The organism is Chryseobacterium gwangjuense, from assembly GCF_021311115.1.
Lineage (GTDB): Bacteria > Bacteroidota > Bacteroidia > Flavobacteriales > Weeksellaceae > Chryseobacterium > Chryseobacterium gwangjuense.
This window is the reverse complement of the sequence record NZ_JAJTNP010000001.1, coordinates 499,581-520,391: the sequence shown is the minus strand read 5'-3', so window position 1 is coordinate 520,391 and position 20,811 is coordinate 499,581. Positions and strand designations below refer to the sequence as shown.

Genomic DNA, 20,811 nt, shown 5'->3' with positions numbered 1-20,811 from the left:
TTCTAGTAAAGCAGGATAAATGTTAAGTTTATTCTGCTTTTTTTATTACAAATCAACCCAGTTTTTAATTTAAAAAATTATCTTTGAAAAAAATCAATATGAAGAGAATTATTTTTGGAATTTTTTCATTTTTCAGTGTTTTTATGCTGGCTCAGAACCAACGCTTTATTTATGAATATAAGTTTGTGACAGATTCTACGGATAGAAAAGCGGAGCAGGAAATCATGTATTTGGATATCGCTAAAAAAGGATCGAAGTTTTACAGCAAAAAAATCTTCGCTGCAGATTCAATAAGAGAAGACAGAGTGGCAAAAGGCATGCGAGATTTCAGTGGAATAGATTATGGCAAGATATCTTTTGTCGTTGAAAAATCATATCCGGAGTATAAAGTTTTATTTTTTAACCCATTAGAGGTGGATTATTATAAGGTGGCTGACCAGAGAAAAATGGATTGGAAAATCCTTCCCGAAAAAGAAAAAATCGGTGAATTTAATGCTCAGAAAGCAAAAACAGACTTTGCAGGGAGACAATGGACTGCCTGGTTTGTTTCTGATCTTCCTATTCAGGATGGTCCCTATAAATTTCACGGTCTTCCGGGAATGATTATTAAAATAGAAGATAAAACCCAATCTCATTCTTTTGTACTGAAGGGGATTGCAAAAACTCCCAATGACCGGGAATGGAAAAGTGATTCAGAAAAGAAAATCGTCGGAAGTATGGTTGAAGTAGACCCCGATCAATATAAAAAACAGTTTGTTGATCACCGAAAGAATCCAAACAAAGGGATGCGCCAGATGATGTCCGGAAATACAAAAGTAAATATCGTAGACGAAAGCGGAAAACCTCTGGATCCTGAAAAATTATTCAGAGAACGGGAAATGAAAGCGAAAGAAGAAAATGCAAAAAACAATAATGTTCTTGAGCTGTATTTACTCAAATAAAAAAAGGCGTGAAACTTTCAGTTTCGCGCCTTTTTTGTTTATTTAAACTTAAAAGAAAGATTCTATTAAGCTAATTTCTGAGAGTCTGCAATAAACTGAGCCAATCCGCTGTCTGTTAATGGGTGTTTCAACAAACTCAAGATCGGAGGAAGTGGAGAAGTGATAACATCTGCACCAATCTTAGCACAATCAATAATGTGCATTGAGTGACGGATAGAAGCTGCTAAGATTTCAGTTTCATACATATAATTATCAAAAATCAATCTGATCTCCTGAATTAAATTTAATCCGTCCGTTGTAATATCATCTAATCTTCCCAAGAAAGGAGAAACATAAGTAGCACCTGCTTTAGCTGCTAAAAGAGCTTGTCCCGGAGAGAAAATCAATGTACAGTTGGTTTTGATTCCTTTATCAGAAAAATATTTTAATGCTTTGATACCATCCTTAATCATTGGGATTTTTACCACAATATTTGGGTGGATTGCCGCCAATTCTTCCCCTTCTTTAATCATTTCTTCGTAAGTAGTAGAAAGAACCTCTGCAGAAATATCTCCGTCTACGATTTCGCAAATTGCTTTGTAATGATTTTTGATTGCTTCAGCTCCCTGGATTCCTTCTTTTGCCATTAATGAAGGATTGGTAGTAACACCATCTAAAATTCCAAGATCTTTCGCTTCCTTAATTTGCTCTAAATTGGCTGTGTCAATAAAAAATTTCATTTGTTGTATAGATTTATTTGTGCAAAGATAATCATTCCTTTGTGAGTGGAAAATTAATTTAAAGCGAGATTTGGGATTCGTGTTCCAAGGTTTTAAGTTAAAGTTTTTACAATCAAATATAAAGTTAGTATTAGCAAGAAGCAATTCCCCTCCTCCGGAGGGGTGGCAAAAATTCAATAAATTTTTGACGGGGTGGTTAAAAAAAACAACTCTATGAAATACAAAAAAATCATTAAATTTATTCCAATGAAAAACCAATTCACAGCAAAATTAGAAATCATCGGAATCAATCCTTTCGTTTTTATTCCTGAAGAAATTTTAAAAGACATTTTTGAAACATCGGGAAGAAATAAAAGCCCAATTCCTGTGAAAGGTACGGTGAATGGAAAAGAATACACCCAAAACCTCATGAAATATTTGGGAGAATGGCGATTGTATATCAATATGATCATGTTAAAAGACTCTCCCAAAAGAATTGGAGAAACTATAGAAATCTGTGTTGAATATGATAATTCGGACAGAACAATTTCCATTCATCCTCAACTGGATAAAGCCATACAAGAAAGTCCCGTTGCTTTAGAAAATTTTGAAAGTTTAATTCCCTCGAGGAGATTAGAACTTATTCGTTATATCAATAATCTTAAAACTGAAGCAAGTATTCAAAGAAATATTGAGAAAATCATTCGGCATCTACATGGTGAAACCGATTTCTTCGGTAAGAAAATAAATTAAAAAGGTTCGGAAAATTTTCCGAACCTTTTTCACTATGAATTTAAAGCTTTGCTAAGTTTTACAGCATCCTGATTGGTAGGGTCATACTGTATGGATTTGGCAATATGCTCTTTTGCTTTGTTGGGATCATTTTTCTGTTCCGAAAAAGCAAGATAAAAATAAGCATACGCTAAGTTTTTCTTATTCTGTTCTACTTCTTCCGGTTTCACAGTGGCAACATATTTTTCATAGGCAATTTTTGCATTTACATCGTCTTTGGCAGACTGATAAGCATACGCCTGACTATAATATGACGGAGCCCAATCAGGTAACAAAACCGATATTTTTTTCCAGGTATCTACTGCATTGGTCCAATCTGAAGCTTCCTGATAAGCTGTTGCCAATTGCGCTAAGACATTCACATCCTTTGGATTGGCCTCAATTTGTTTTTTAAGACCATCAATTGTGGCGTTATTACCGGTTTGAGATGTTTTTGCTGTAGCGTTTGTCTTATCAGTTTGCGTTGTCTGAGCGCTTACAAAACTTAAACCTCCTGCGAATAATAAACCTAAGAATAAGCTTTTTGTGTTCATTTTAATCATTTTCATAATCTTATATTTTCGAGTTGTGATAAGTGAAATTCAATAATAATTCCATAAAAAATTAAATTTTAGAACCCTTAAGTTTTTTTAGAAAATATTAAGAGGATTGAATGTTTTTTTATTGAAATTTTTGATTCGATGCGGTTTCGGTTATCTTTGTATTTGAACTTTTTTAATCAATATATTTTATATGAACATCATATTGGCTTCAACTTCTACGCTTTTTGGCGGAGAATATCTGGAATATTTAAGAGAAGAATTAATTCAGTTATACAAAGGGATAGATGAAATCGTATTCGTTCCTTTTGCAAGACCAGGCGGAATTTCTCATGACGAGTACACTGCAAAAGCTCGTTCTTTCTTTGAAACCATCAATATAAAAGTAAAAGGTCTTCACGAATTTGAAAACAAGACGGAAGCATTACATAACGCAAAAGGATATTTTACAGGAGGCGGGAATACTTTTTTGCTGGTAAAAACATTACATGAAGAAGGGATAATGTCTGTTCTAAAACAAAATGTTGAAAATGGAAAGCCTTATTTAGGATGCAGCGCCGGAAGTAACATCGGAGGATTGAACATGAAAACAACGAATGATATGCCGATTGTTTATCCGTCAAGTTTTGATTGTATGGGATTGGTTCCTTTTAATTTAAATCCACATTATTTAGATCCGAATCCGGATTTGAAACACAATGGAGAGACCAGAGAAACCAGAATCAAAGAATTTTTAACGCAAAATGACGTAAAAGTTGTAGGACTTCGTGAAGGAAACTGGATCAGAAGAATTGGAGATAAAATTATGGTTGAAGGAAATGAATTAACGAGAATTTTTGAAAAAGATAAAGAACCTTACGAGATAAAAGTGGGTTCTGAACTGTAACTTTATTTTAATTATATTTGAATTAAAGAATGTGGGTTTAGGATCATATTAAAGATTAAAAGGTGCTTCGATTCCTATGTTACAAAATGACTTTTTAGTAGTAGAGAGGTCATGCTGAGCGGAGTCGAAGCATTTTATACAAGAAGAAAATAAATAAGTCAATGAAGAAAACATTCGCGGTTCTTATACTTTCAACGCAAGTTATTTTTGCTCAAGATATTCCCCAAAAACTGGATGCCGTTACAAAAGATCTGATGAATTCTTCAGGAGCGATCGCTTCCAACTTATCATTCTATGTATCGGATGAAGAAGGTAAACTTATTTATGAATATCAGGGAAATAAAGGATTTTCTACGGCTTCTACGCAGAAAATATTTACAGCAGCAGCAGCTTTAGAAACTTTAGGAAAAAACTATACGTATACAACGACATCCAGTTACTCAGGAAATATTTCAGGAGGAAATCTGAATGGAAACCTTTTTATCAGTTCAAACGGAGATCCTACATTAGGAAGCTGGAGATATGAATCTTATAAGCCTGAAAACTTTAAAAAGAAGCTCGTTGAAGCCATAAAAAATGCTGGAATTACAAAAATTTCCGGTGATTTGATTATTGACGATTCCTATTTTGATCATCAAACGATTCCCGGAGGCTGGCCTTGGGACGATTTAGGAAACTATTACGGAGCCGGAGTCTGGAGTGTGAACTGGAGAGAAAATCAATTCGATGTTAATATCAACGGAACGGATTTTAAAAGTTTTTCCTATCCTTTAGCCGGAATAAAATGGCTGAATGATTTAAAAACAGGAGGAAGCTCAGATCAAAGTTTGGTTTTTACAGCGCCTTATTCAGATGTAGCTTTAATTAACGGAACTTTGCCTGCAGGAAAAACAACCACTGTTTCGGGTTCAGTGCCTAATCCTCCTTTGCAGTTAGGAGTAGAAGTAAAGCAATGGTTAAAAGAATCAGGGATTGATTTTTCAGGAAAAGTGATCACCAATTCCCAGCTTGAAATTGAAGGGAAATCAATACAGATTGCTCCTAAAAACAATATTATTCTTACCTATCAATCGCCAACATTAGATAAAATTGTGTATTGGTTTTTGAGAAAAAGTGTGAATATGTATGGGGAAACTTTGATTAAAACATTAGGTAAAGAGAAAAAAGGAGATTCGAGCTTTAAAAGTGGAGTGGCTTATCTGAAAGAATTTTGGAAGTCAAAAGGCATCAATGGAAATATGATCAATTTTGCTGATGGAAGCGGACTTTCTCCTCAAAATTATGTTTCTGCAAAGGCTGAAGTTCAGGCTTTGCTGTATGCCAAAAAACAATCATGGTTCGATACTTATTATGATGGTTTCCCGGTTCAGGATAATGGTCTTAAAATGAAAAGCGGAACGATGAGAGATACAAAATCATTTGCCGGCTTTCATACGGCTAAAGATGGAAAAAAATATGTATTTTCGATTATCATCAACAATTATCAGGGAAGCGGGAGTACAGAACTTCAGAAAATCCTGAATGTTTTAAAATAACTTGCTGTGAAAAAGAAATCCATATTTTCCAGATTCAACAACTGGTTTATTTTTTCTCTCATGACGTTGGTCGTTGTATCTATCGTTATTGCTTCGACGCTGGTCGTTAATTATTTAAAAAAAGAAGAGGTAAAAAGGGTTGATATCTTGGTGAATGCTATAAAATTTCAACAGGAAGTTACTCCCAGTCTGGAGGTTCAGGAATTACTTTTAACCATTTACAGCTCCAATACGACCATTCCGCTTATTATTTTAGATAAGAATGATCAGCTTATGGAATATAAGAATTTGCCAAAGGAAATACATGATCCGAAAGAAATTATTGCCCTGGCAAAAAGAATGGAGAAAAAATATCCGGCTATTGAAATAAAAATTTTGAACGGAAATAATCAGTTTGTTTATTATGATAATTCAAGAATTCTTAATAATCTCCAGTATTTTCCTTTTTTATTAGGGTTATTTGTGTTGTCATATTTCTTATTTTCTTTTTGGTTTTTGAGAACAATCAAGAAAACGGATGAAGGGTATCTTTGGGCAGGCCTGGCAAAAGAGACAGCACATCAGATCGGGACGCCTCTTTCCTCTATGATCGGGTGGATAGAAATCATGAAACTTGATAATCCTGAATCTGAAGGGATACACGAAATTGAAAAAGATATTGAACGTTTAAGAACAATCTCAGAACGATTCTCTAAAATAGGTTCAGTTCCGGAACTGAATGATAAAAATTTCAATGAAACCATTCAGGAAAATTATGATTATCTGAAAACAAGGATTTCAAAGAAAATTAATTTTACGTTACATCAGCCTACTTATACCATTTTGGTTCCGCATAATAAAATACTGATGAGCTGGGTGATTGAAAATTTAGTGAAAAATGCAGTAGATGCCATGAAAGGGCAGGGTAATTTACTCATGACAGTCTTTGAAAGGAATAAAAATCTTTTTGTAGAAGTAAAAGATGATGGAAGCGGTATGACGAAACAACAGGCGAGAAATGCTTTTAAACCTGGTTATTCTACTAAAAAACGAGGTTGGGGATTGGGATTGTCATTAGCGAAAAGAGTGGTTCAGGAATATCATAACGGAGATATTAAAATCGTTCAGACAGATGTAGGAAAAGGAACTACTTTTAGGATAGCGATTAAAAAAACGGAAGCATAAGAAGGGTATTTTTAGTACCCTTTTATTATTTAAGTTCTTTAGCCTTATTTATAATTTTTTTTGCCTTTTTGATTTATAGTGAAAAAATAACTATAAATATTTTTATTTTTCATTAATTATTATTTAAATATTGATATTCATAGATAATATTTCATAATTTTATTGTATCAAACATTAAAATATTATCATGAAAAAAAGGATTTTTATTGCCTTTTTGCTCATATTGTTATTGTACATGGGCAAAATGCGGGCTTCCATTTTTCTAGACCTTGCATTAATAGATTTAAAAATAAAATCAAGAGATCATACAAAAGCCTTTCATCTCTTGTCTCATGGGAAACCGGGAAAACTCTATATTAATGGACATTGGCTAGATCAAGAAGGGATTTATAGGTTTCTGATAGATAAAGTGAAGAACAAGAATGAACTTCTTATCTATGGCTGTGAATTTGCAAAAGGAAAGAAAGGAATTGAGGTCGTCAAATACCTTGAAAAAAAATTGAAAGTCAAGGTTTCAGCTTCCACAGATATTACAGGTAAGGATGGAAACTGGATATTGGAGTACGGTAATAGTCCAAATACACTGAAACCTGTTTATAAAGGAAATCTCCAATTGGATAATCTCCATTACTTAAATCCTGTTGTTTTTACTAATTATCCTTTGGATATCACTCAAGAATTTGTTTATTTATCCACTCCTTCCGTCTCAGACATTAATGTTACCATAAACTTTGCATCCGGAAACGGATCTCCAAGAATATCGGTTCTAGATCTTTCAAGTAACACTTCTTCCATCATCACGAATGGCTCTGTCATATTAAACAGCTCTCAACCCAAAAGAATTAGCTTTGTAAATTCTGCAGATGTAATTCTTTTACCTGGTCAATCACCCGTCACATTATCTTCTACAGCAGCCGGAACTATTATTTCAGGAAATAGCGCAGGGCTCGTTTTTAATTCAGCATCAAATTTTTATGTAAACTACAGAGGGAGGCAACTTAATCATGCCGGGACTGTGCTTACAAAGGGAAAAGCTGCTCTTGGAAAAGAGTTCAGATGGGGAGGAACGCCAATCCAAAATTCGACAGCTTCTACGGATGTAGGAAATGTTTTATCCATCATGGCGACTGATGATGATACCAATATTAATATTTCCGATCTTGATCCCGGGATGGAGTTTCTAAATGGAAGTAATCCTACACCGTTGATAGGAACTTCACTCTACAGAACATTACAAAAAGGAGAAACCTTCATACTCTATGCTCCTGTAAAAACCAATGGGGTAAGCATTCAGGATACGGGATGGCTTGGAGCAAAAATTGTGTCCAATAAAGATGTAAGTGTAGTTGTAGGAGGATTAATGATGTTGGGCGCTTCAGGAACTGCAAGGGACTTTGGGTTGGATCAGCTTGTTCCTGTCAGCCAGATTGGTGTTGAATACATTGTAATGCAGGGTGCCGGTGGAAATAATGAAAGGGTAATTGTGGTAGCTACAGATGACAATACAATGGTTTATTTAAATGGTTCTCTTACGCCTATTGCAACACTGGTGAATGCAGGAGATTATACTGTTATTAATGCATCTGGAAATTTTAATGCTAACCAAAACCTTTATCTGAAAACCAATAAACCCTCCTATGTTTATCATAAAATATATGGAAGCTCGGGAGGTGCAACTAATAATATTGTTTTGGTGGCACCCTTATCTTGTTTTGGTCAAAATGAAATCAATCTTATTTCTGATGCCCATAAAATTGGAAACACAGGATATGCCAATACAGTGCTTTCTGTTTTATCAGCTTCGGGTGCTACTCCTGTTGTGACAATCAATGGAACACCGGTTATTCCTTCTCAATCTGCAGGCAGTGTTGATGGAAATGTAAATTGGGTAAGTTATAGATATGCAATAGGTGATGCAGTGAACGATGTAAAAAATGTAAAAGTAACTTCGACCGCTCCTATTCAGGCAGATTTATTAGGTGCTGATACCAATGCCGGCTTCGGAGGGTATTTTTCAGGTTTTGGAACCTTACCTATTGTAACAATCAGCTTGAGTACACCTTATGAGCAACCTTGCATAGGGCAATCAACATTATCTGTACCCGCAGGATTAGGAACCTATCAATGGTATAAAAACGGAACCATTATTTCTGCTGCAACCAATAATGTATATGTATTGCCTGCTACAGATACTACTTCAGCAGAATATAGTGTTATAGTTATTACTCCGGGTGGATGCGAGATCCACTCTGATTTTGTTGTAAGTGATATCTGTCCATGTTCCAAACCAGGGGCAATAGGTACGCCAAATTCAGGCACAAAATTAGGAATTACAATAAGAGACGTAAGGAGTTCCAATAACTGGCCTCATGATGTCAATAATGGTTTTTTAGCTCTTGAAAGCAATGATAAAGGTTTTGTGATAACAAGACTCAGCGATCCTGAAACAGCAATTACACAACCTGTGGAAGGAATGATCGTTTATGATACAGATGATAACTGTATTAAGCTTTATAATGGAACTTCTTGGAACTGTATACAACAAACTTGTAATTAATAATATTATGAAAAAGTTAATCTTATTATTTCTTCCTATAGCGTTGAGCGCACAAGTTGCTATTGGTAAGGGGCAGGTAGATGGTAGTGGAATTCTGGATTTTCAGGGAGGTACTACCAACGGTATTATTTTACCTCGTGTTTTAAACACTGAAAATATGACACTCACTCAACCTGGAACATTGGTTTTTGATTTAACAACATCTAGAATAAAATTTTTCAATGGTGCATGGGTTGATCTTTCGGATAAAACTGGAACAAACCCGACACTGATTTCCGGGACAGATATTAGTTCCACAGGAGTCATTATAGGAGCTACTTCCTCAGATGCTACAGGAGTATTGGTGTTGGAATCAGCTTCTAAAGCCCTTATTCTTCCTAAAATCACTGATCCTGTAAACAATGTGAAATCACCGGAAGCGGGAATGATATGTTATGATCCCAGTACAAAGCTAATGTGTGCTTATAACGGAAACGAATGGTTTTTCTGGAAGTAAGAAATGTCAAAATTAAAAAGAAACCCTTTACCAAATTCAGTAAAGGGTTTTTAAATAATTACTATTTTTTACCAGTCAACCACTGAGTTTGCAGTTTTTGCTCTTCTGCAGTTGGGTTGGTTTTAAACTGGAGGCTTTCCATTGTCATTTTATCAAGAATTGCTTTTCCTTTCAGATCCATTTTATTATTGTTTCTTAAAATGGTAACCGTAACGTTTTGTCCTTCCTTGATGGTTTTAGAATAATCAATAAATGCCTGTACATTCTGGATATTGATCGTTTTTCCATCTAATGCGACAACTTCGTCCGTGATTTTAAAACCTATACTTTTTGCAAATGGTGATAATGCCGAACTTTCATCAAATACAAATGTATTGTTCTTATCATTATAACCTGTTTGGTTCGGGTCCTTAATCATCCAGAACATAGGAGGTGTTTCCTGTTTTTTGATCTCTACACCTACCATATTCAGGTATTGTTCGTATGGAGTAGGCTGGCTTCCTGCAATATATTTGTTGTAGAAATCTTTTACTTGAGGAAAACCTGTAACTGTTACCAATTCATCGATTAATTGATCATCTTTAAACGGTTTGTTTTCACCAAATCTTTGAGAAAGCTTGCGGATCATATCACGATATCCCATTTCACCGTTGGATAATTTTCTTAGCTCAATATCTAGACACATCGTAAGAAGCGCTCCTTTTTCGTAAACATTTCTGTATTGATCTTTGTATTCATCCAGAAGAACGTTTTTACTCATTACCGTAAAAGGCATCGTGTCATTATAGCTCTTAGAATTCGTGATTTTTTCACCGATTCTTTGAAGGAATTCATTTTTAGTAATCAAACCTTCCTGAATCTGGAATAAGTTGGCAAAATACTCCGTTCCTCCTTCATACATCCATAAATGCTGAGACATTTTAGGATCTGCATAATCAAAATAATGAATTTCTTCAGAATGTGTTTTTAGTGGATTTACCGTATGGAAGAACTCGTGAGACACAACATCGGTAATCGTTTTGTCAATCGCTTCTTTAGGCATCATTTCCGGCAAAACAACACTGGTAGATTCATGATGTTCCAATGCTCCAAAACCTTTGATTTGCGGGCCGTCTCCTCCGGAAAGGTAAAGCATGATCGCATATTTTTTATTGGTATTCATGTCACCCAAAAATTTCTTTTGAGCAACGACCATTTTTTCTAAATTCTCTTTAAAATCTGCCGCTTTATATTTTCCTGTCGGTGAGTAAACTCCCAAAACAAGATCCATTCCTCCTGCATTGAAGGTGATGTAATCCGGTTTGGTATACATTAATGGAGAGTCGGTTACTTTCGCATAATTTGCCAGTGTAAAAGTATCTGTAGATTCAGACTTATCCTGGTCAACCAAAGCGGTTGTTCCGTAGAAATCTGTTGGTTTCTGAACGATCAGTTGATAAGGTACATCTTGCATATTATCAATGTATCCAACAAAACCGTGAGTGTTAATTAGGTAAATTTTTCCTTCTTCAATATCTGTTCCGGAAGGAGAGAATACCGCTTTATGTTTTGAAGTATCCATTTCATCATCAAAACTGTCATTCACAAGATAAGTAACTTTGCTTAAATTCTGAGCGTTTTTAAGAGCATAGGTGTTGTCATTTACTTTCGTAAAAGCTATTTCTTTTCCTTTATTATCAAAAAACTTGATGCCCTCTACAAATCTTCCGTAATCATCCACAGAATAGGTTCCCGGAACTGTTTTAGGAAAATGGAATTTTACATCTCCCGATTTCATTTTCGGGAATTCCATCGTTACAGCAATTTTATCATTTTTTACATTGACAAGATCAATGGTCGTCTTAATAGATTGGGCATTCACCAAAAAAGTGGATAAAATCCCTAAACTGAGTGCAATTTTTTTCATTGAGTTTACATTATAGTTAAATAGTTGTTTTTTTAATGATTTTGTTACGAAAGAATTATTAAAGTTTTCTTAAAAATCAATAACAAAATTTAAATTTTTCAAAAGAATAAGAGCAAAACCGAAATTTTGCTCTTAGATAAGTATGATTAAATTTTTGTATAGTTAATATAATACGCATCATTGAACTTTACAGAATCGCCACCCTTTAGTTTTACGGTCTGCCACTCTTCTGTTGGATTGATGGTTTGTTCTCCTTCAATTTTAATAGGAAGTTTTAAGTTTTTAATAACATTCGTATAGCGGAATTTCAAAACATTTCCATTTTGGGAATATTCCAGAGTTGGGATTTTAGTTGTTCTTAAATATTGATTAAATATACTTGAAAAATCAATTCCTGCTTTTTTTGAAATGTAGTTTTCAATTTCTTCGGTAGTTACTGTTTTATGATAAAAGTCTTTATTTAAACCTCTTAAAATCTGTCTGAATTTTTCATCGTTATCAATTACCTGGCGAATGGTATGAAGCATACTTGCTCCTTTATAATACATATCACCGCTACCTTCGTTTCTTACTCCATATTTTCCGATAATCGGAATGTCATTTTCTATGCCGTGTCGTATGCCGACAGCATATAGATCCGCTGATTTTTTATCCATATATTTTTCGGTAAAAAGAACCTCGGAATACATCGTGAAACCTTCATGAACCCACATATCTGCCTGATCTTTTGCAGTAATATTGTTAGCAAACCATTCGTGACCGCTTTCATGAATGATGATATAATCCCAGTTGAGCCCGACTCCCGTTCCGGAAAGATCCTGTCCTAAATATCCGTTCAGATATTGATTTCCATAGGCTACATTACTTTGGTGTTCCATTCCTAAATAAGGAGAATCTACCAGTTTGTAAGAATCTTCATAAAAAGGATACGCTCCGAACCAGTATTCAAAAGCAGAAAGCATCGGTTTTACCTGTTGGAACTGTTTTTTAGCTTTATCTAAATTATAATCTATAACCCAGTAATCAAGATCAAGTTTCCCTTTTTCTCCATTATAAGTATCTTTAAAATTCACATATTTACCAATATTCGGAATAATAGAATAGGCATTAATCGGATTTTTTATTTCCCAGGTATACGTGGTTTTATTTCCGCTCGTCTTTTGATCAATCAGTCTTCCGTTTCCGACCCCTACTAAGTCTTTCGGAGTAATAATTTTCATAACAACACCATTATCCGGCTCATCACTCCAGATGTCTTTTGTAGGCAGCCAGATTGAAGCACCGATTCCTTCATCAGCAACACTCATCCATGGATTTCCCTTTTCATCTTTCGCAAAAACCCAGCCTCCGTCCCAAGGTGCACGTTTAGCAATAGTAGGATTCCCCGAATAGGTTACATCAATCGTATATTTTTCACCTTTTTTAAAGCTTTTTTTAGCTTTAACCCAGATAAAATCACCCTCTTGTTTGTATTCTGAAATCGGAAAACTTCCAGTTACTTTATCAGCTTTCATGGGCTGTTGTAAATCAATCTGAAAAGTCGGATTGGTAACGTCTTTAATGATTTCAAAACTGATGGTATTGTTTCCTTTAATGCTTTTTTGTGCAAAGTCAGGTTCTACGGATAAGTCGTATTTTTTTACATCCCAAAAGTTTCGGAATTGAGTGTTGGAACCTTTTAAAGTATCTTGTTTCGTGAAAGTTTTACCTTTTTCGAAGAATTGCCCAAAAACAAGTCCTGAAGCAAATAAAAGTGTATATGTCAGCTTTTTCATTTGAAATTAAATTAATCGATCAAAAATAAATAATTAATTGTTTCTAAATTTAGAAAGTATGAATTATCAGGTTTCTTTTAATTAGACGATAAAAATAAAAGTTTGTTACTTTTTGGAGTCTAAAAATTGTTATAAAGTTTGTAGATCGTTAATTCTGATGATAATAATAAAAAATCCCGCAGAATATCTGCGGGAATATATTTTGAAAGTGTACACTTTGAATTATTGCTGAACTGCCGGAAGATTACCTTCTCGTTTCTGAACTTTTTTGTAAGTGTAAGAACACATCACGATACTGAACTCGTATAATAATAATAATGGTAAAGCGGCCATTAACATACTTAATACATCAGCCGGAGTAATAATTGCTGCTACCACCATAATTAAAACAATAGCATGACGGCGATAGGTCTTCATAAACATAGGCGTTAAAATCCCAATCGACGTAAGGAAATAAATAAGGATCGGAAACAGGAAAATCACACCCATTCCCAACACAACCTGTAAAAATAATGTTGTATAATCACTCAAATCATAGAGCGGAACGATTATGTCTGAGATTTTGAAAATAACTCCGAAATTAACTGCAAAAGGAAGAATTAAAAAGTATCCGCATAAAACTCCTGTCATAAAGAGAATCCAAACAGAATTGATGATGAAAATTGAATTCTTTCTTTCTTTTGGATGTAAAGCCGGACTGATAAATCTCCAAAGTTCCCATACAATATAAGGAAATGCAGCGACAATTCCCCCAAAAACGGAAACCGCCATCATGACATTAAACTGCTGGTAAAGTTTACTGGCACGAACAGGGAAGTCTTTCGGAAGGTGAATGCTGTTTTCACCCAAAAGCATTCTGGAAAAGTGATTAACAAGTTCAAAAGTCGGGAAATCATTTCTGGTAGGACCAAAAAAGATATGATCCATAATCCAATTGATATTAAAGCCGACAGCAAAAGCCGCAATTATAATAGCAATAATTGAGCGGATTAGGTGACCTCTTAATTCTCCAATATGTCCAAGAAAGGACATGTCATTAGCATCACTCACAGAATAATATTTTTAAGGCTTCAAATTTATGAAAAAAGTTTCAGTAAAGTGGGGAAGTTGGAAGAGGGGAGATGGAAGTTTAAAATATTCCGGTTATTTTTGTTTCCCATTCTTTAATCTTTTATTAAAAAGTAAAGAGCGGTTCGGGAATAATTTTCCAGCCTCCAGCTTCAAACTTCCAATTTAGTTAATTCCTTCGTCCAACAATTTATGCAAATCTATAATTCCGAAATACTTTCCGTTTTCTGTTACGATAAGCTGTCCGATATTATTATCTTTTAAAATTTTCATGGCATCTTTTGCCAAAGCAGTTTTTTCAATCGTTTTTGGATGAGCAGACATAATATCTTTGGCCAATACTTTAGAAATATCGTCACCTTTCATCAGCATTCTTCTCAAATCTCCGTCTGTAATCACTCCTATAATTTTATTTTCGTTGGTTACAACAGTGATTCCGTGTCTTGAACTGCTGATGGAGATGATCACATCTTTAATTGTATCATTTTCCGTAACCTGTGGTTTTTGTGATGATAGGAAGTCGTTAACTTTTGAAATCAGGTTTTTACCAAGGCTTCCTCCCGGATGGAATTTTGCAAAATCGTTCGCTTTGAAATCATTAATTTCCATTAAAGAAACAGCTAAAGCGTCTCCAAGAGCCATTTGCAACGTAGTAGAACTTGTGGGGGCCAGTTTATTGGGGCAAGCTTCCAGATCTACATGAGTATTTAAGATAATTTCAGAGAATTCTGCCAGTTTACTGTTTTTATTTCCAGTCATTCCGATTAATGCAGAAGAATAATCTTTCAGGTAAGGAACAAGATTCACAATTTCCGGTGAATTTCCGGATTGTGAAATACATAAAACAACATCCTGCTTCTGAATCACGCCTAAATCTCCGTGAATGGCTTCTGAAGCATGAAGAAACTGAGAAGGAGTTCCTGTAGAGTTCAGGGTAGCAACAATTTTGTTTCCAACGTGTGCAGATTTTCCAATTCCTACTACAATTAATTTTCCTTGTGCAGAATGAATAATTTCTACTGCTTTTACAAAATCTTCGTCAAGTCTGTTTTTTAGTTTTTCAAGCTCTGAAATTTCTATCTCTAAAGTACTTTTTGCTATCGAAATGATATTGGCTTTTTCCATTTTACTTTTATAAGGTCTACAAAAAATCTTTTAAAAAACGTTATATTTAAAAAAGAATATTTAATATGAATTTTATTTTTCATAAATTCGTTTGCTTTTATTTTAAGCAAAAAATTTATAACTTTGGGTTAGATGCAAATTTAGCAATAGAAAATTAGATGAGCGCAAAAAAAGCCAATTTATCAGGCGAATTGAAAAAATATTTCGGGTTTTCTACTTTTAAAGGTCAACAAGAACACATTATAGAAAACCTGTTAGATGGAAAGGATATATTTGTTTTGATGCCTACAGGAGGAGGAAAATCCTTATGTTATCAGTTACCGGCTCTTATTTCCGAAGGTACTGCCATAGTAGTTTCGCCTTTAATAGCGTTAATGAAAAACCAAGTAGATGCAGTAAATGGTCTGTCATCCGATGATGGAGTAGCACATGTTTTAAATTCATCTTTAAATAAAACACAGACCAAACAGGTTTTTGACGACATTAAAAGTGGTAAGACCAAACTTTTGTATGTAGCTCCGGAATCTTTAATTAAAGATGATTACTTAGAATTTTTGAAAGAAGTGAAAATTTCTTTCTTTGCTATTGACGAAGCACACTGTATTTCAGAATGGGGACATGATTTCAGACCTGAATACAGGAACTTGAAATCAATTATCGATAAAATTGCAGATGTACCTGTAATTGCTCTCACAGCAACAGCAACACCTAAAGTTCAGGATGATATCCAAAAAACTTTAGGAATGAGCAATGCTTTGGTTTTTAAAGAAAGTTTTAACAGACCAAATCTTTATTACGAAGTACAGCCTAAAGTAAATGTAGATAAAGAAATCGTTAAATTTATTAGTCAGCATAAAGGAAAATCCGGAATTGTTTACTGTTTAAGCCGTAGAAAGGTTGAAGAATTTGCTCAGCTTTTACAGGTAAACGGTATCAATGCATTACCTTATCATGCTGGTCTTGATCAAAAGATAAGAGTGGCCAATCAGGATAAATTCCTGATGGAAGAAGTAGATGTAATTGTTGCTACCATTGCATTCGGAATGGGTATTGATAAACCTGATGTTCGCTTTGTAATTCACTACGATATTCCAAAGTCTTTGGAAAGTTATTATCAGGAAACCGGACGTGCGGGAAGAGATGGTGGAGAAGGGCATTGTTTAGCGTTTTATGATCCTAAAGACATTGAAAAATTAGAAAAATTTCTGGCTCAAAAACCTGTTTCTGAAAGAGAAATCGGGTTGCAGCTTTTAAATGAAGTGGTAGGTTATGCCGAAACTTCAATGAGCAGAAGACAATATATTTTGTATTATTTTGGTGAAAACTTTGATCCGATTCATGGTGACGGAGCCAAAATGTGCGATAATTCATCCAATCCGCCAAAACTGAAGGACGCTACCGCCGATTTGAAGAAAGTCTTGGAACTCATCAAAGATACCGGAGAAAAATTCAAAGCAAAAGATTTGATTTCTATCATTGCAGGAAAGGAAACTGCGGTGACAAAGTCTTATAAGCTGGAGCAAACCTCTTATTTTGGTTTTGGAAAAGAGGAAACGGATAATCACTGGAAAACTATTTTAAGACAGGCAACTGTTCAGAATTTCCTGCAGAAAGATATTGAAACCTATGGTGTTTTAAAGATTGAAGAAAAAGGGAAATTGGTATTAGGAGGTAAACTGGAACATTCATTCTTGATTGCAGAAGACAGAGAATTCGATTTAACTCAGACTAAAGCAGAAAGTGATCAGATTCAACAGCAATCCGGAGGTGGATTAGACCAAAACTTATTCACATTATTAAAGGATCTAAGGAAAAAAGTTGCCAAAAAACACGGAATTCCACCTTATACTGTGTTTATGGATCCGAGTTTGGAAGATATGACGGTTCAGTACCCAATTACCGTTGAAGAAATTGCCAAAATTTATGGAGTTGGTGAAGGAAAAGCCAAAAAATATGGTAAAGAATTCGCTGATTTTATTAACAAATATGTAGAAGAAAACAATATCGAACGTACTCAGGATATGGTATTGAAACAAGTGGCAAATAAATCCAGCCATAAAGTTTTCATTATCCAGAGTACAGATAAAAAAATTGACCTTGAAGACATTGCAAGAGCCAAAAATCTTTCAATGGATGAATTGTTGAAGGAGATGGAACGTATTGTTTATCAAGGTACTAAATTGAATATTGATTATTATATCGAAGACAATTTTGATGAAGATATCGTAGATGGTTTCATGGAGTTCATGAACGAATCTGAAAGCGATAGCATGAAAGTTTTGCTGGACGAATTTGGAGACGAACTTTCTGATGAAGAAGTGAGAATGTTGAGAATAAAATTCATTAGCGACGTTGCCAATTAACAATGAAAGATGTTTTAAAATATCTTTTATATATAATAATTTTCTTGATAGGATGTTATCTGCTTTTGCTCCTTTTTGGAGTATTTATAGACTGGTTTCTCCAGGGAAGAAAATAATTAAAAAGAAACTCCTCAACAGAAGAGTTTCTTTTTTTATGAAATTTGGTGCTCAATTTGTCATTCCGTAGGAATCTAAATATAGTATTCGAAAATAGCTAAGAATTTTCTTGCCTAGATTCCTACGGAATGACAGGCTATATGGAACATGGATAGCATTTAAGTTGAATATTTTCAGGATCTTACAAAATGTGGAAAATTTAATCATATTCAAATTAAGGTTAAAAATCAACAATTACAATCTGAAATAAAAGGTTGCCAAAACTTTTTACTAACTTTACATGAATGAAAAAGATTTCTGTCATATTTATTCTGCCGGATTTGGAAACCGGAGGTGCAGAAAGAATCATTACCACCATTGCGAACCATCTTTCCCGGGATCGGTTTGAACCTAAAATATTGCTTTTACGTAAACAAGGCGGTTATCTTAATTTTCTTAGAAAAGATATTGAAATCATTGATGTAGATACGGAACGAATTCGACATTCATTAAAGCCTATTTTACGGGAAATTTACAGGAGAAAACCTGATATTGTATTCTCTGGTTTTGGAGAAGTTAATGCATATTTATCCCTGTTTATCAAGCTTTTTCCAAGAACGAAGTTTATTGCAAGAGAAACGAATGTGGTTTCTCAGCATGTTACCCGGAAAGAGATCAAATTTTTCTATAGTTTTTATAATAACTATCAGACAATCATTGCTCAAAGTGATGATATGAGAATGGATTTAATTGATAATTTCAACGTTAAAGAAAGGAAAATTATTAAAATAAATAATCCTGTCGATTTTGAATTTATTAATGAAAAACTAGCTTTTTCAAGTAAACCTGAATGCTTTAAATACAATTACAAAAATGTTGTAGCTATTGGTAACTTATCTGCAAGAAAAGGCTTTGATAATCTGTTAAAAGTATTTTCCAGACTTAAGAACGAAAATATTTTATTGCATATTTTGGGAGATGGAAAAGATCGGGAGATCCTTCATCAGATGAAGGATTTTTTAGACTTAAAAAAGGTTATTTTTCATGGAAGACAAGATAATCCTTATCAGTTTCTGAAATATGCGGATCTGTTTATTCTCTCCTCAAGATATGAAGGTTTCCCAAATGTTTTACTGGAAGCAGGTGCTTGCGGAACCTACTCTTTAGTGAATAATTGTCCGGGAGGAATTACCGAGATTATTCAAAATCGCATCAATGGGGAAATTTCTGATATTGAAAATCATGAAGATTTCTCCCAAAAAATTATTCAAATTTTACATGGAAGTTATGACAGCAGTTCCATTAAGAACTCTATAAAATCAAGGTTTTCTAAAGAAATTATTCTGGATAAATATGAGAAGGTTTTACTGGATTTGATGAAATTCTAATTTCCATATTTGTCTTGTGGAGGCTTATTTTCTTACATTTGACCTCTATTAAATCAACTTTTTTATCAATGAATAAAATTCAGAAACTAGGATGCGCTTGTGAAAAACCTACATCGGACTATACAGAATACAGAAGTTCTGAATTGAGTATAGATCAGACGAATGGAAGAAATGCAGAAGTAAGTATTCAGCAGTGTAAATTGTGTCAAAGAATTTGGATTCATTATTTCGTTGAATTTGTGAGTGTTTCTCAATCCGGAAGATGGTACAAAGGAATCGTTTCGAAAAAAGACCGTTCACAAATAACACTGGAAAATGCAGTAGAGTTTCTGGAAAGCCTAGAATGGTATGTGTATGGAGGTTCTTATTTTGAGAGTATGGGAGAGTTTGGGCAAGGAAAACTGAAGGTGGATTTGTAATACTTAGATGAAAGCTTTTGCTAAAATAGTATTGTATTTTATTGTTTCAATCGGATTCTTTTGGTCGCATTTAGATATTGTAAAATATGTTCACAATTGTCATGTTGAGAAAGAAATATTTCCTGAATATTATGCTGCGATGCCTTTTATTTATAAATCAGACTCTTTAGCCAGTTCTATGGCGACGGATTATTATATATTAGGTATTTTATTAAATTCAATAATTCTGACATTACTTTTTTTATATTTAGATTTTCTCATTCAAAAAGCTTTAATTAAAAGGAAAATATTGTTAAAATCTTATTTTGCTCTAAAAATTATTATTACTTTATTTTCATTCTCTAATATTTATTTTTCTTATACTTTTATAAGTGAAGATCATTTTAGTTTTAAAAGTACTTTTAAAGAAGATATAGAGATGTTGAAAGCAGACTGTAAAGGGAGAATCGTTTTCTTTTTATGGTGATTCAGTATTAAAAAAAATCCGATTATGAGTTTAAGTCCAATAAAAATGTCCAGTAAAATTATTATTTCTTTAGTTATCGCTCTTTTAACAATGAGCTGTAAAAGCCCTAAAGAAAAGATGGAAGATCTTATACTTTACCAGGATAGTATTGGATACTGGAATTATGAATGGCCAAGAGAAAGAGCAGAATACTACGGTTTCACCTTTAAATTTATGAAAAAGAATAAGCTTCAAAAATTATCTTTTAATAAAGTTAAAAATAGAAGAACAATCTGGAATGATTATCCTTATGAAGAATCAATTTACAGATGGGGAGTTGCAGATGATTCAATATTTACTTTAATGAATTATAATTCAAAAATAAAAGTAACAAAATATAATAAGGACACAATTTGGCTTTATGATCCTGAGACAAAGAGTAAGGATCTTCTGATAAAAGTAAAAGGAGATCTTAATATTGAAAAGCCTGTTGAAATAAAAGGGATTAATAAAGATACAGGAGAAGAAATTCAAAGTCTTAATTTATAGTTAGAAGTTTAAATTTTTAAAAGAAAAATTGACAAATCTCACTTTCTCACGTGGTAATTAATCATTAAA

Annotated in this window: 17 protein-coding genes; 11 read left to right on the top strand and 6 right to left on the bottom strand. The window is 33.8% G+C overall.

Annotation, left to right across the window (positions count from 1 at the left end):
- Nucleotides 1–98 precede the first annotated feature (98 nt).
- Nucleotides 99–941 (top strand): GLPGLI family protein, encoded by an 843-nt coding sequence (locus tag LV842_RS02335; RefSeq protein WP_233109851.1) that lies wholly within the window; start codon nucleotides 99–101, stop codon nucleotides 939–941.
- Nucleotides 942–1,006: 65 nt separating this feature from the next.
- On the opposite strand, the gene fsa is transcribed toward LV842_RS02335, so the two are convergent.
- Nucleotides 1,007–1,660: a fructose-6-phosphate aldolase gene (gene fsa / locus LV842_RS02330; RefSeq protein WP_233109850.1), complete on the bottom strand. Its 654-nt coding sequence runs from the start codon at nucleotides 1,658–1,660 to the stop codon at nucleotides 1,007–1,009.
- Between the two features lie 246 nt (nucleotides 1,661–1,906).
- Here fsa and LV842_RS02325 point away from each other — a divergent pair, with 246 nt between their 5' ends.
- Nucleotides 1,907–2,392 (top strand): YdeI/OmpD-associated family protein, encoded by a 486-nt coding sequence (locus LV842_RS02325; protein ID WP_233109849.1) that lies wholly within the window; start codon nucleotides 1,907–1,909, stop codon nucleotides 2,390–2,392.
- Between the two features lie 32 nt (nucleotides 2,393–2,424).
- On the opposite strand, the gene LV842_RS02320 is transcribed toward LV842_RS02325, so the two are convergent.
- The gene (locus LV842_RS02320; protein ID WP_233109848.1) at nucleotides 2,425–2,979 is read right to left on the bottom strand and encodes a tetratricopeptide repeat protein; all 555 of its coding nucleotides are present in this window, start codon (nucleotides 2,977–2,979) and stop codon (nucleotides 2,425–2,427) included.
- Between the two features lie 184 nt (nucleotides 2,980–3,163).
- Between LV842_RS02320 and pepE the strand changes: the two genes are divergently transcribed.
- The 5 genes from pepE (at nucleotide 3,164) to LV842_RS02295 (ending at nucleotide 9,608) form a co-directional block, all read left to right on the top strand.
- The gene (pepE, locus tag LV842_RS02315; protein WP_233109847.1) at nucleotides 3,164–3,856 is read left to right on the top strand and encodes a dipeptidase PepE; all 693 of its coding nucleotides are present in this window, start codon (nucleotides 3,164–3,166) and stop codon (nucleotides 3,854–3,856) included.
- 161 nt (nucleotides 3,857–4,017) lie between these two features.
- Nucleotides 4,018–5,391: a D-alanyl-D-alanine carboxypeptidase/D-alanyl-D-alanine endopeptidase gene (gene dacB, locus LV842_RS02310; RefSeq protein WP_233109846.1), complete on the top strand. Its 1,374-nt coding sequence runs from the start codon at nucleotides 4,018–4,020 to the stop codon at nucleotides 5,389–5,391.
- Between the two features lie 6 nt (nucleotides 5,392–5,397).
- Nucleotides 5,398–6,555: a sensor histidine kinase gene (locus LV842_RS02305; protein ID WP_233109845.1), complete on the top strand. Its 1,158-nt coding sequence runs from the start codon at nucleotides 5,398–5,400 to the stop codon at nucleotides 6,553–6,555.
- A 187-nt stretch (nucleotides 6,556–6,742) separates the two neighbouring features.
- Nucleotides 6,743–9,112, top strand: a complete 2,370-nt coding sequence (locus LV842_RS02300) for a DUF4347 domain-containing protein (RefSeq protein ID WP_233109844.1) — start codon at nucleotides 6,743–6,745, stop codon at nucleotides 9,110–9,112.
- Nucleotides 9,113–9,119: 7 nt separating this feature from the next.
- Nucleotides 9,120–9,608, top strand: a complete 489-nt coding sequence (locus LV842_RS02295; protein WP_233109843.1) for a hypothetical protein — start codon at nucleotides 9,120–9,122, stop codon at nucleotides 9,606–9,608.
- Between the two features lie 61 nt (nucleotides 9,609–9,669).
- On the opposite strand, the gene LV842_RS02290 is transcribed toward LV842_RS02295, so the two are convergent.
- From LV842_RS02290 to LV842_RS02275, 4 genes are all read right to left on the bottom strand, one after another.
- Nucleotides 9,670–11,514: a M61 family metallopeptidase gene (locus LV842_RS02290; RefSeq protein ID WP_233109842.1), complete on the bottom strand. Its 1,845-nt coding sequence runs from the start codon at nucleotides 11,512–11,514 to the stop codon at nucleotides 9,670–9,672.
- 146 nt (nucleotides 11,515–11,660) lie between these two features.
- Nucleotides 11,661–13,289 (bottom strand): M1 family metallopeptidase, encoded by a 1,629-nt coding sequence (locus tag LV842_RS02285; RefSeq protein WP_233109841.1) that lies wholly within the window; start codon nucleotides 13,287–13,289, stop codon nucleotides 11,661–11,663.
- Between the two features lie 222 nt (nucleotides 13,290–13,511).
- A complete protein-coding gene (tatC, locus tag LV842_RS02280; RefSeq protein ID WP_233109840.1) occupies nucleotides 13,512–14,339 on the bottom strand; it encodes a twin-arginine translocase subunit TatC in 828 nt (275 codons plus the stop codon).
- A gap of 183 nt (nucleotides 14,340–14,522) precedes the next feature.
- Nucleotides 14,523–15,482, bottom strand: coding sequence for a KpsF/GutQ family sugar-phosphate isomerase (locus LV842_RS02275; RefSeq protein WP_233109839.1), 960 nt, complete (start codon nucleotides 15,480–15,482; stop codon nucleotides 14,523–14,525).
- Nucleotides 15,483–15,640: 158 nt separating this feature from the next.
- Between LV842_RS02275 and recQ the strand changes: the two genes are divergently transcribed.
- From recQ to LV842_RS02255, 4 genes are all read left to right on the top strand, one after another.
- Nucleotides 15,641–17,845 carry a DNA helicase RecQ gene (gene recQ / locus LV842_RS02270; RefSeq protein WP_233109838.1) on the top strand — a complete coding sequence of 735 codons (2,205 nt, stop codon included), beginning with the start codon at nucleotides 15,641–15,643 and terminating at the stop codon, nucleotides 17,843–17,845.
- A 401-nt stretch (nucleotides 17,846–18,246) separates the two neighbouring features.
- Nucleotides 18,247–19,329 carry a glycosyltransferase gene (locus LV842_RS02265; RefSeq protein WP_233109837.1) on the top strand — a complete coding sequence of 361 codons (1,083 nt, stop codon included), beginning with the start codon at nucleotides 18,247–18,249 and terminating at the stop codon, nucleotides 19,327–19,329.
- Nucleotides 19,330–19,397: 68 nt separating this feature from the next.
- Nucleotides 19,398–19,748: a hypothetical protein gene (locus tag LV842_RS02260; RefSeq protein ID WP_233109836.1), complete on the top strand. Its 351-nt coding sequence runs from the start codon at nucleotides 19,398–19,400 to the stop codon at nucleotides 19,746–19,748.
- 490 nt (nucleotides 19,749–20,238) lie between these two features.
- Nucleotides 20,239–20,742 (top strand): hypothetical protein, encoded by a 504-nt coding sequence (locus tag LV842_RS02255; RefSeq protein WP_233109835.1) that lies wholly within the window; start codon nucleotides 20,239–20,241, stop codon nucleotides 20,740–20,742.
- Nucleotides 20,743–20,811 lie beyond the last annotated feature (69 nt).